We start from the raw sequence: 11,784 nt of genomic DNA on the forward strand, positions 1-11,784 counted from the left end.
GCTCAGATCGGCTGCGGGTCCAGGATCGCGCTGAAGCGCTCCTCGGCCAGGTCGAGCTGACCGAGGATGTGCTGCTTCACCGCCGCCGACAGTGGCGTGTCCGGCCGGGTCACCAGTTCCCGAAGCACCGGCACCAGCGGCCGGTACTTCGCCGCCCACGTCGGCACCTTCGGCCCGACCGAGTAGACCACGCCCACCCCGTTGTCGGTGAAGTCGGAGATCTTGATGACCCGCGCCCACGGTTCCCGGTCGAGGCTGGCGGCGACGTGCTCGCGGTACTGCTCGTGGCGGTCGCGCGAATCGTCGTACACCGGGTTGGTGACGGCGGCGACGAGGCGCGCGACGCGCGGGCCGAACCGTTCGGCGAGCGTGGCCAGCGCGGCCGAGCGGACGTCGGCGCCGGGCTCGACAGCGGCGGCAAGGCCCGCGGCGGCCAGCTCGGCGGGGTGGTCCTCGACCGCGTCGTGCAGCAGGCCGGCGACGATGACGTCGACGTCGCGCACCTGGTAGTGGTGCAGCATGCGGATGGCGACCCGCAGCAGGTGGTTGAGGTACGGCTCGCGGACGCGTCGGTCGTCGCGGTGCAGGTGGGCGGCCAGGTCCAGCGCGTCGGTGAGCCGGGCCCGCGCCGCCTCGTCGAAGCCCGCGATCTCCAGCCGGAAGCGGGCGGTCAGGCCCGGCTCGCCGTGGATCTCGGTGATCGCGTGCAGCGGCATGGTCGCGAGGTGCGCGGGAAACTCCATGACCCACTTCTACCCGATTCGTGCCACGGGTCAACGCGGCGGGCGGCCCTGCACCCGGTACGCGTGCGCCTCGTGCCAGACGTGCGGGTACACGCCGACCTCGAAGTACCGCCGGAACCGGTTGATCGGGGCGCCCGCGTGGTCGTGCCACAGCCACCACACCGGCGCGACGGTGAACAGCGCGTAGTTGGCGGCGACCAGCGGCAGGTAGAGCGGGCCGAGCAGCCGCGCCTGGAGGATGTGGGTGTCCTCGTGCCGCTGTACCCGCGGGCCGGAGCCGGCGCAGACCGTGCCGAGGGTGGTGGCGTAGCGGGCCCAGACCGGCTCGACCACGTTGACCCGGCAGGCGTGCCGCGAGCCGGGCCGGTCGAGGGTGTGCCCGGCGGCCAGGTGCAGGGCCAGGTAGACGGCGCCGAGGACGGTGTTCGGCAGGCTCCAGGTGTGGTCGACCAGGAACAGCAGGAATCCGCGCCGGCCGCGCGGGTAGACGCCGGCCGTGGCGACCGCCCCAGCGAACACGGCGCCGGGCACGAGGCCGGCCATCGCGCCGGCGAGTAGGCCGACCGGACCGGCGAGGAGGCCGCCCAGCGTGGCCCCGGCGACCGTGTTGACGACCGCGCTGACGATCCCGGCGACCATGGCGCGCTCCTCCCCGCTGCACCTTTCGATCCATGGTGGCACCGCCGTCCGCGAGGTGCCGTCGGCTTTCGGCCACACTGGTGCGGTGCCGAAACCGAAGATCGAGTTGCACGTCCACCTGGAGGGCACGGTCCGCCCGGCCCTGCTCGCCGACATCGCGGTCGGCAACGGGATGGCGCCGCCCGCGCCGAGCCCCGGCCGCTTCGCCGACCTGCACGACTTCATCGTCACCTGGAACGCGACCACCGGATGCCTGCGGACGCCTACGGACTACCGGATCGCCCTGCTCGCGTACGCCGAGGAGGCCGCGGGGCACGGCGCGGTGCACATCGAGCCGATCGTGGACGCCGAGCCCCGGCTCGGGCTCGACGGATGGGCGGACGTGCTGGCCGCCTGCGTGGACGCCGCTGCCGAGGCGCGGGAGCGGTACGGGGTGTCGGTCGGGTTGACCCCGCAGGTCTTCCGGGGACAGGACGTCGGGTACGCCGAGGAGGCCGCCCGGATCGCCGTCCGCTTCGCCGGGCGGGGTGTGGTGGGGTTCGGCCTGTCCGGCGCGGAGGGGCGGCACCCCACCCTGCCGTACGCCCGGGCGGTCGCGCTTGCCCGCGACGGTGGGCTGCCGTTCGTCCCGCACGCGGGGGAGGCGGCCGGGCCGGAGGCGGTACGCGAGGTGCTGGCGATGGGCGCGGCCCGGATCCGGCACGGCGTGCGCGCGGTCGACGACCCCGACCTGGTGACCGAGCTGGTCGAGCGCGGGATCGTGCTGGACGTCTGCCCGACGTCCAATCTGCGACTGCGGGTGGCCGACCCGGGCCGCCCGCATCCGCTGACGCTGCTGCACCATGCCGGCGTCCGCTGCTCGGTGTCCACCGACGACCCGGCGCTGTTCGACATCACGCTCTCCGACGAGTACGCCGTGGCGGCCGGGCTGGGCGTGGACGCGGCCTCGGCGTACGCGGCGGGGCTCGCCGGGATGCTCGGAACGGACACCGACCGCGCGCGGCTGGTCCGCATCGGCCGCGCGGCTTTCGGCGGCATCGATGTCGGGCCCGCTAGCTAGGCTGCCCGGCATGATTCCGATCTCCTGCGTGCTGCTCGTGGATCCGTCGGGCCGGCTGCTGATGCAGCTGCGCGACGGTGAGGCGGCGTACTTCCCGCACATGTGGGGGCTGCCCGGTGGCCACGGCGAGCCGGGGGAGAGCCCGGAGGAGACGGCCCTGCGCGAGCTGCGGGAGGAGACCGGGCTCGCGCCGACCGGGCCGCTTGTGCTGTTCGGCCGGCAGGAGCTGCCGGAGCAGGGTCGGGTCAAGCACTACTTCTGCGCCGCCACCCGGGCGCGGCAGGAGGACGTGACAGTCGGCGAGGGCGCCGCGATCGTCTTCCTGACCGCCGACGAGCTGCGTGACGGGCGCCCGTACACGCCCGGCACCGCCGAGATGCTGGCACGCTTCCTCGACTCGCCGACGCACGCCGAGCTGACCGCCCGCGCCGGCCAGCCGCCGGAGTCTTCCGCGACAGGTGTAGGACGTATCGATCAAAATCTTTGACATTCGTCGGATGACCTGGCCCGGGGCGAACCGTAGCGTCGGGACCACTCACATCGCCAGGCGCAACTACCTATCGTGATCGATGGCTGGGCGGCGCGGACCACGCGCCGGACCGCGCCGGTGGTCGTGAGCGGCATCGTCGCCAACCTCCCGGAGGGAGTAGCCGTGCCCCCGACTATCCGTCCATCCCGTGGCCGCCGAAGCGCGGCCCTGTTGTTGTCCACGACTCTTGTCGTCGCGCTGACCTCGCTTCCGACGTCGTCGGCGTCGGCCGCGCCGGAGGAGGGCGCGGCGCGGTCGAATCCGCTCTTCCTGACCGGTCCGAACGAGGGGACGCCGGACGCCATCGCCATCGACTACCTGCGGGCGAACCCGGGGCGGTACGGCGTGGGCAAGGCCGATCTCGGCGACCTCACGGTGGCGTCGCGGTACACGAGCCGGCACAACGGTGTCACGCACGTGAACCTGGCGCAGCGGTACCAGGACCTGGAGGTTTTCGGTGCCACCGCGACGGTGAACGTCGCCCGGGACGGCAGTGTCGTCTTCGTCGGTGACACCCTGGTGGCGGGCCTGTCGGAGCAGGTGTCCGGGACCGCGTCGCTAAACGCCGTGCAGGCGGTGGAGGCGGCCGCGGAAGGCCTCAAGCTCGCCGAGCCGAACAGCCCGCGGGTGATGAGCCGGGCCAGCGGTGCGGCGAAACGGACCGTGGTGTCCGGCAGCGGAATCTCCGACCAGCCGATCCCGGCGAAGCTGGGCTGGCAGCCGACCGACGAGGGACTGCGGCTGGCGTGGCAGCTGGTGATCGACGACTCCTCCGACGCGCACCTGTGGAACGCCACCGTGGACGCCCAGACCGGTGAGCTGCTCGCCGCCGACGACTGGACCACCCACGAGCACGTCGACCAACTGAACGGCACGCTCAGCCAGGTCAAGGGCCGGACGTTGGCGACCTCCGCCGGCGGCCTGGGCACCCGCAACCCGGTGCCGGACGGATCGAGCTACCGGGTCTACGGCTACCCGACGGAGAGCCCGAACGACGGGCCGCGCACCCTGGTGACCAACCCGGCGGACGCGACCGCGTCCCCGCACGGCTGGCACGACACCGACGGCGCCCCGGGCGCCGAGCACACCACGACGCAGGGCAACAACGTCCACGCGTACCAGGACCAGGACGTCGACAACACCGCGGACTTCGGCAGCAGCCCCGACGGCGGACCCGGCCTGACCTTCGACTTCCCGCTCGACCTCGCGGAGAACCCGCAGAACTACCGGGCCGCGGCGACGGCGAACCTCTTCTACTGGAACAACATCATCCACGACGTCTCCTACCTCTACGGCTTCGACGAGGCGTCGGGCAACTTCCAGGTCGACAACTACGGTCGCGGCGGCGCGGCGGGCGACCACGTGCGGGCCGAGGCCGCCGACGGCAACGGCACCAACAACGCGAACTTCTCGACGCCGGCGTTGGACGGTACCGGTACCCCCCGGATGCAGATGTACCTGTGGCCCGGTAACCAGTTCGGCGCTCAGAACCAGGTCGTCGTCGACGGCGTCGGGTCCTTCGACGCGTCCTGGTCGCGGTTCAGCCCGGCGCTGTCGGCGGCCGGCCGGTCCGGCCGGTTCGTCCACGGCGGCACCGGCTGTGCGGCCGACGCGTATGCCGGCACGCCCGGCGGCGACTGGATCGCGGTGGTCGACGGCGGCACGGCGGCATGCAGCTACCTGCAGCGCACCCAGGTCGCCGAGTCCCTCGGCGCCGCGGCGGTCGTGGTCGCGCACAACGCGGCCGGGGTCGCGCCGGTGCTTGCCGGTTCCATGACGACGGCGCCGGTCACCATTCCGGCCGTCGCCGTTACCCAGGCCGACGGGGCCGCCATCAAGGCCGCGATCGCCGCGGGCGACGTCACCGGCACCGCGCGCAAGCACCCGGACCACCCGGGCATCCGCGACGGCGACCTCGACGCCGGGATCATCATCCACGAGTACGGGCACGGCATCTCCAACCGGCTCACCGGCGGCCCGACGATCAACTGCCTGACCGGCGACGAGCGGATGGGCGAGGGCTGGAGCGACTACTTCGCCGTCACCACCCTGCTCAACCCGGAGCTCGACACGGCCGACGGTCAGCGCGGGCTGGTGCCGTACGTGCTGTTCCAGGAGAACCGGAGCGGTGCCGGGCTGCGGCCGCGGCCGTACTCGCGCAACATGGAGGTCCAACCGTTCACCTACGACAGCATCAGGACCGGCGGCTGGCTGAACGGCACGTCGCTGGCGGCGCCGCACGGCATCGGGCACGGCTGGGCGGCGGTGCTGTGGGACATGACCTGGGACCTCGTCGACCGGCACGGGTTGAACCCGAACGTCTACGACGCCTGGAACACCGGCGGCAACAACCTCTCGATGCAGCTCGTGATCGACGGGTTGAAGATGCAGGGCTGCGGTCCGGGCTTCGTGACCGGCCGCAACGCCATCATCGCCGCCGACGCGGCGCTGACCGGCGGGGAGAACGCCTGCACGCTGTGGGCGTCGTTCGCCCGGCGCGGTCTCGGTTACAGCGCGGTGCAGGGCACCACGAACCGCGACGACAACACCGAGGCGTTCGACACGCACCCGTCGTGCCGCGGTGACTTCACCGGCCGGGCGGCGCAGCCGGCCCTGAACACCGTCGACGCCGGCGACGCGGTGCCGATGAGGTTCAAGCTGGCCGGCTACCGGGGCCTGGACATCCTCGCCAGCAACTCGCCGTACTCGCGGCTGGTCGACTGCGACACGCTCGCCACGGTGAACCCGGACGGGTCGATCACGCCCCGGCCGGTTCCGGTCGCGGCGGCGACGCCCGGCAACGCGAAGCTGTCCGGCAACGCCAACGGTCAGTACCTGTACCCGTGGAAGACCGACCCCGCCTGGGCCGGCACCTGCCGCGAGTTCGTGCTGACCCTCGACGACGGATTCCAGTACCGCGCCTACTTCACGTTCACCGGCTGACATCCGGTCCCGCGTGAGCGACGGGGGAGCGGCCGCACCGGCCGTTCCCCCGTCCTGCGAAGCGCGTCAGGCGGGTGGCCGCCAGTCGGCGTACCGGGCCATGCCGCGCAGCGACGCCCGGGCCGGGGTCAGGCGCAGCAGCGCGTTGCGCGCGGCGATCGCCACCGGCTGGCGCAGCTGCTGGCCGAACCGCCCCATCCGGTACGAGGCGCGGGCGATCTCCTGGCTGCGGGGCCGGCGCTGCCGGTCGTACGTGGCCAGCGCGGCCGGCACGTCGTCGTCGGTGGCGCCCGCGCAGGCCGCGCCGAGCACCACCGCGTCCTCCACGGCCTGACCGGCGCCCTGCCCCAGGTTGGGGGTCATCGCGTGCGCGGCGTCGCCGAGCAGCGCCACCCGACCGTGCACGTACGACGGCAGTGGTGTGGCGAGGTGGTACAGGTCGGTGCGGATCACCGCCTCCGGCGGGGTCGCCGCGAGCAGCGCCGGGATCGGGTCGTGCCAGTTGCCGAACCGTTCCCGCACCGCCCCCAGCTCGTCCGGGGCCGCCGTGCCGGGCGGAGCGCTGACCGCGGCGAACCAGTAGAGCCGGTCCCCGCCGATCGGCACCATGCCGAACTCGGCGCCGCGCCCCCAGCTGATCGCGGTCGGCGCCGGCCCGGGCATCGCGGTCACCGCGCGCCAGGCGGTGCTGCCCGCGTACGACGGGAGTGGCGTCGCCGGCCAGAGCTGCGACCGCAGGACGCTGCGCAGCCCGTCGGCGCCCACCACCAGGTCGGCCCGGAGGTCGGTCGAGCCGGGCACGCTCACCTCGCCGGTGTCCGGGTCGACGCCGGTCACCTCCGACCCGGTACGCAGGGCGTCGGGCGGCAGCGCTTCGCACAGGATCCGGTGCAGATCGGCCCGGTGGATGCCGAGCGCGGTGGTGCCGAGCAGCCGGGTCATGTCGGCGGCCTCCACCCGGGACAGCCAGCGACCGGTCGACGTGCGGAGCCCGCCCGGCGTGTCCGGGGTGCCCCGGGACCGGACCGCCGCACCGACGCCGAGCGCGTCCAGCGCGCGCAGCGCGTTCGCCATCAGGGTGAGCCCCGCGCCCACCTCGCCCAGCTCGGGGGCGCGTTCCAGCACCGTGACCCGCCACCCACGCCGGTGCAGGGCGACCGCCGCCGCGAGCCCGCCGATGCCGCCACCCACCACGATCGCGTGCCGGTCCGCCATGCCGGTCAGCCTGGCACGGCTGCACCGAGCCGGTGCCTGCGGGGGTTCACACCCCGCCGGTGAGCCAGGCGACCGCCTCGGCGCGCAGGCCGGCGGGGACCTCGTGCCCGTCGGGGAACTCGCGGTAGGTCACGTCGTAGTCCAGCGACCGCAGCCGGGGCACCAGCCGCCGGCTGCAGGCGTCGACCGGCAGCACCGGGTCGGCGGCGCCGTGCGACACCCACACCCGGGGCCGGCCGTGGGTGACCAGCGGCGCGGCGAAGCCGGGGGAGAAGGCCACCACCGCGTCGACCAGGTCGCCGTTGGTCAGGCCCAGCGAGAGGGCGTACGAGGCGCCGTCGGAGAAGCCCGCGAACGCCACCCCGTCGACCGGGTGACCCGCGAAGACCGAGGCCAGCAGCGTGTCGATGCGGCGTACGTCGACGCCGAAGCCCTCGACGATCACGTCCCAGCTGGAGGCGGCGGCCTGCGGGGCGACGAGCAGCAGGCGGTGCGTGTCGGCGTGCGGGAGCAGCAGGTCGAGACCCTGCCGGGCCGAGCCGCCGGCCCCGTGCAGCAACAGGACCAGACGGTACGGCGTTCCGTCGGCGGGCTCGGGCGCGTACACCAGGGCCGGCGGGCCACCGTGGGCGTCGGGCGCCGGGACCAGCCCGGTCCCGCCGCGGACCGAGGGCGGCCCGGGCCGCGCGGTGAGCCGGCCGTGCCGGGGGTTCTCCTCCGGCGCCCGGTGCGGCGGCGCGGGTTCGGCCACGGGCTCACGTCCTTCGGTCGGCGCAGCGTACGGCCGGCGCTTACCCGCCGGCGCGGCCGCCAATCCCGCCCGGGTCAGCCGCTCGTGCGGCGGACCGGTCGGGACGGGAAGACCGTCGGCGGGCGGACCGCGCCGCCGGTGAGCACGGCGGTCGCCGCGGCGGCGGCGATCTCGGCGACCGGGTGGGTGGCGGTGGTGAGGGCGGGGGTGGTCATCGCGGCCAGCGGGATGTCGTCGAAGCCGGTGACGGCCACGTCTCCGGGCACCTGGGCGCCGTCGCGGTGCAGCCGGTCGATCACGCCGAGCGCCGTGGCGTCGCTGACGCCGACGATCGCGTCGGTGTCGGGCCACCGGTCCAGGATCTCCCGCGCCGCGACCCGGCCCCGGTGCGCGGTGAAGTCTCCCCGGACCAGTCGGGAAGGCAGCCCGGCCTCGTGCATCACCTGCCGGTACGCGTGCACGGAGCGGCCGGCGCAGGGCAGCCAGCGGGGCCCGCTGACCATGGCGATGCGGCGGCGGCCGGTGGCGTACAGGTGCCGGACCAGGGCCGCCGTGCCACCGCCGTTGTCGACGTCGAACGAGGACACCAGCGGCGAGCCGACGCCGATCGAGGCGACCCGGCCGCGCATCGCCCCGGGCACGGCGGCCAGCACCGGTGCGGTCGTGTTGAGCAGGATCAGCCCGCTCACGCCCCGGTCCTCGGTGAGCTCGCGCAGCCGGCCCGGTTCCCGCGTCGGAAGCCAGTGCAGGGTGACGCCCACGCCGTGCGGGGCGCAGACCCGGGCGGCGGCACCGACGAACCGGTCGACGTACGGGTCGTCGAGCACCCGTGGCGAGGTGCCGCAGACGACCGTGGCCAGCCGCACGCCGGTGCCCCGGACCAGGGCGCGGGCCGCCGGGTCCGGGACGTAGCCGAGCCGGTCGGCGGCGGCGGTAACCCGGTCCCGGGCGCCGGGAGAGGCGTACCCGGTGCCGCCGAGCACCCGGGAGGCGGTGGCTCGGGACACGCCGGACGCCCGGGCGACGTCCTCCAGGGTCGGTGGCCGGATCGGCTTGCGCATGGTGGTTCCCCCGTCCTCGCGGCCGGTGAGGCGGCCCGCGTCGTGTGAGCATCATCGCCCGTCGGGCGCCCGCCGGGTAAGGGGCGATCCGGCTTGTGGTGGGAGCGTTCTCAGATGTGCGATCGTGCAGCAGGCAACATCGCGTGAGGAGAGGAACCCCGCCCGTGAGCAGCGTCACCGCCCCGGCCGCCCCACCCGTCGTACCCCGGTCGGTGCTGGCCGCCCGCAACGGCGTCGTGGCGGTGTTCGCTCTCAACGGCCTCGCCGTCGGCTCGTGGTTCTCCCGGGTCCCGGCGGTGCGCGAGGCGCTCGACCTCACCGCCGGCCGGCTCGGGCTGCTGCTGCTGGCCATGTCGGCGGGCGCGATCCTCGCGATGCCCACCTCCGGCCTGGTCGCCCAGCGGCTCGGCACCGCCCGGACGGTCGTGGTGGCGACCGCGCTGGTCGCCGCCGGCCTGGCGGTCGCCGGAGTCTCGGCGAGCGCGGCCGGTTGGCTGCCCGGCGTGGCCCTGGGCCTGTTCGCCTTCGGCTACGGGTCCGGCACCTGCGACGTCGCGATGAACATCGAGGGTGCCGCGGTGGAGCGGCGGCTCGGCCGCACGATCATGCCGCGGTTCCACGCCGCGTGGAGCCTCGGCTCCGTCGCCGGGGCCGGCCTCGGCGCCGGGGCGGCGCGAGTCGGCCTGCCGGTGGCCGTCCACCTGTCGGTGATCGCGGCGGCGGTGCTGGCCGGCACGGTGCTCGGCGTCCGGGCGTTCCTGCCGGTGGCCGAGACGACGCCGGCCGCCGAGGGGACGTCGCCGGCGACCCGCCGCCGGGCGCTGCTCGCCGCCTGGCGCGAGCCACGGACCCTGCTCATCGGCCTGTTCGTGCTGGTCGCGGCCTTCACCGAAGGCGCCGCCAACGACTGGGTCGCGGTCGCGTTCGTCGACGGGTACGACCTCAGCGAGGCCGCCGCGGCCGCCGTCTTCGGGGTGTTCGTGGTGGGCATGACGCTCGGCCGGACGGTCGGCACCGTCGCCCTGGACCGGTGGGGCCGGGTGCCGGTGCTCTCCGGCACGATCCTGCTCGCGGTGCTCGGCGCGGGCCTGGCGGTGCTTGCCGGTTCCGGGCCGGTGGCGGTCGTCGGCGTGGCGCTGTGGGGACTCGGGGCGTCGCTCGGCTTCCCGGTGGGGATGAGCGCCGCGGCGGACGAGGAGGACCGGGCTCCGGCCCGGGTCAGCGTGGTCGCCGTGATCGGGTACACCGCCTTCCTCGCCGGCCCGCCGCTGCTGGGCCTGCTCGGCGACCGGGTCGGCACGCTGCAGGCGCTGCTCGTGGTGCCGATCCTGCTGCTGCCGACGCTCGCCCTGGTCCCGGTCACCCGCCCGCCGGCCCGCTGAGACGCGAGTGACGCGGCGTGTCGGGGACGCGGCGTGTCACGCGTGGTGGGCGGTTCGCCGTCGAGCAGTATTCCTGTCCGGCATGAATATGCCTCTCCGTCATATCGCTCGTCAGCGAATGGTTCTCGGCGGCCCGTCGGAGCAGCCGGGGGGCCGCGGGGCATCAGGTCAGTCGTGGAGCCAGACCCGCAGGGCCCCGGCGGTGCGGAAACCGACGCGCTCCGCCGCCACCAGGTCGTCGCCGGACTCGTAGCCGACGAGCGCGTCGGTGGCTGGCAGCGCGGCCCAGATCTCCGCCGGCCCGACGGTGCGGGCGAAGACGTTGGAGACTCCGACCAGCGGCCCGCCCCGGTGCAGGATCGCCCCGCCGGCCACCCCGGTCCCGTCGAGGCGGGCCAGGACCGTCACCCGGGGATCGGCGAGCAGGGCCGGGCGGAACAACTCGCCCCCGCCGTGTGCCTCGGCCCATCCGGCGAGTGCCGCCGGCGTGCTCACCGGGGTGAGGGGCACCCCGGGCAGGGGCGTGGCGCCGGCGCGACGGTGGATCCACCGCGCGCCGAACAGGACCCGGAAACCGTACGGCGCGAGATCGAGGTCGGCGAAGCTGTCCTTGACCGACGCGCCCGGACCGGTCTCGATCCGGCCGAGCAGGGTGGCCGCCGCCACGCCGGGGCGGAGGGTCACCGCGTCCGGGTACCAGGTCGGCGACCGGTGCGGAACCGACCAGGCGTCGTCGTCGGCGACCCCGGCCAGCCCGTGCGTACGGCACACCAGGTCGCACCAGGCGGCGTTGTCCCGTACCGCGCCGATCGTCGTGTCGTCCACGCGGGCACCCTAACGTCATCGGATCACCAGGCGACGTACAGGAGACTGCCAGGAACAGGTGGTGAACTGGAGGTCGGGCCGAGGAGAGGAGATCGGCATGGGCTGGTTCAGCCGGCGGTCGCGTACCCGGGGATCCGACGGGGTCCCGACGAAGCTCGACCGGGAGGCCACCCGCGAGGACCTGGCGGCCCTGGAGGCGTTCGTGGCCAGCCACACCGGGGTCGAGTTCTACCTGGAGCCGGAGACCACCGCGACCGACACGACAGTGGTGGCGATCGCCCACGACGGTGAATGGATCCGCCGCCGCACCGGCTCGCCGCGGGTCGCGGCGGCGCTCGCGCACCGCCTGGCCCTGCCGCTGTACGAAGCGGCGAAGACCGGCTACCCGGAACGGATGCGCGCCTGGAACCGGGCCCACCCGGAACGCCGCGCCCGCTAAGCGCCGCGTTGACCGGGCCGCCGGCGGTGTGGCAGAGTTCGCGGCCGGACGGCAGTGAAGGAAGCCGGTGCGAATCCGGCGCGGTCCCGCCACTGTCACCGGGGAGCGATCCCCCCTCGCGAGTCACGGCCGCGCGTGCGCGGTTGGAAGACCGGGGGTGAGCGTCGATCCGGGAGCCAGGATACTTCGGCCGTCGG

At 74.6% G+C, this 11,784-nt stretch carries 11 protein-coding genes and 1 riboswitch; of the genes, 5 read left to right on the forward strand and 6 right to left on the reverse strand.

Annotated features, from left to right (window positions below; all coding sequences use genetic code 11):
• Positions 1-2: 2 nt before the first annotated feature.
• On the reverse strand, positions 3-743 hold the full coding sequence (locus ABTW87_RS16700; RefSeq protein ID WP_350651705.1) for an HD domain-containing protein: 741 nt from the start codon (positions 741-743) through the stop codon (positions 3-5).
• A 30-nt stretch (positions 744-773) separates the two neighbouring features.
• Positions 774-1,382: a glycine zipper family protein gene (locus ABTW87_RS16705; RefSeq protein ID WP_350651706.1), complete on the reverse strand. Its 609-nt coding sequence runs from the start codon at positions 1,380-1,382 to the stop codon at positions 774-776.
• An 85-nt stretch (positions 1,383-1,467) separates the two neighbouring features.
• Here ABTW87_RS16705 and ABTW87_RS16710 point away from each other — a divergent pair, with 85 nt between their 5' ends.
• From ABTW87_RS16710 to ABTW87_RS16720, 3 genes are all read left to right on the forward strand, one after another.
• Positions 1,468-2,442: an adenosine deaminase family protein gene (locus ABTW87_RS16710; protein WP_350651707.1), complete on the forward strand. Its 975-nt coding sequence runs from the start codon at positions 1,468-1,470 to the stop codon at positions 2,440-2,442.
• Positions 2,443-2,452: 10 nt separating this feature from the next.
• Entirely contained in the window at positions 2,453-2,929 is a 477-nt protein-coding gene (locus ABTW87_RS16715) for an NUDIX hydrolase (protein ID WP_350651708.1), read from the forward strand.
• Positions 2,930-3,142: 213 nt separating this feature from the next.
• Positions 3,143-5,914, forward strand: coding sequence for a M36 family metallopeptidase (locus ABTW87_RS16720; protein WP_350651709.1), 2,772 nt, complete (start codon positions 3,143-3,145; stop codon positions 5,912-5,914).
• Positions 5,915-5,980: 66 nt separating this feature from the next.
• Here ABTW87_RS16720 and ABTW87_RS16725 read toward each other — a convergent pair whose 3' ends face one another.
• The 3 genes from ABTW87_RS16725 to ABTW87_RS16735 all read right to left on the reverse strand — a co-directional run bounded on the left by ABTW87_RS16725 (position 5,981) and on the right by ABTW87_RS16735 (position 8,941).
• Entirely contained in the window at positions 5,981-7,129 is a 1,149-nt protein-coding gene (locus tag ABTW87_RS16725) for an FAD-dependent oxidoreductase (RefSeq protein ID WP_350651710.1), read from the reverse strand.
• 46 nt (positions 7,130-7,175) lie between these two features.
• Positions 7,176-7,880 (reverse strand): alpha/beta hydrolase, encoded by a 705-nt coding sequence (locus tag ABTW87_RS16730; RefSeq protein ID WP_350651711.1) that lies wholly within the window; start codon positions 7,878-7,880, stop codon positions 7,176-7,178.
• A 74-nt stretch (positions 7,881-7,954) separates the two neighbouring features.
• Positions 7,955-8,941, reverse strand: a complete 987-nt coding sequence (locus ABTW87_RS16735) for a LacI family DNA-binding transcriptional regulator (RefSeq protein WP_350651712.1) — start codon at positions 8,939-8,941, stop codon at positions 7,955-7,957.
• Positions 8,942-9,105: 164 nt separating this feature from the next.
• Between ABTW87_RS16735 and ABTW87_RS16740 the strand changes: the two genes are divergently transcribed.
• Positions 9,106-10,323: an MFS transporter gene (locus tag ABTW87_RS16740; RefSeq protein WP_350651713.1), complete on the forward strand. Its 1,218-nt coding sequence runs from the start codon at positions 9,106-9,108 to the stop codon at positions 10,321-10,323.
• A gap of 168 nt (positions 10,324-10,491) precedes the next feature.
• Here the strand turns inward: ABTW87_RS16740 and ABTW87_RS16745 are convergent, their stop codons facing one another.
• Positions 10,492-11,148 carry a hypothetical protein gene (locus ABTW87_RS16745; protein ID WP_350651714.1) on the reverse strand — a complete coding sequence of 219 codons (657 nt, stop codon included), beginning with the start codon at positions 11,146-11,148 and terminating at the stop codon, positions 10,492-10,494.
• 97 nt (positions 11,149-11,245) lie between these two features.
• Between ABTW87_RS16745 and ABTW87_RS16750 the strand changes: the two genes are divergently transcribed.
• Positions 11,246-11,587, forward strand: a complete 342-nt coding sequence (locus tag ABTW87_RS16750; protein WP_350651715.1) for a hypothetical protein — start codon at positions 11,246-11,248, stop codon at positions 11,585-11,587.
• A gap of 57 nt (positions 11,588-11,644) precedes the next feature.
• Positions 11,645-11,774: riboswitch (cobalamin riboswitch) on the forward strand.
• The last annotated feature ends 10 nt before the right edge of the window (positions 11,775-11,784 follow it).

The organism is Micromonospora sp. NPDC126480, assembly GCF_040302465.1.
GTDB lineage: Bacteria > Actinomycetota > Actinomycetes > Mycobacteriales > Micromonosporaceae > Micromonospora.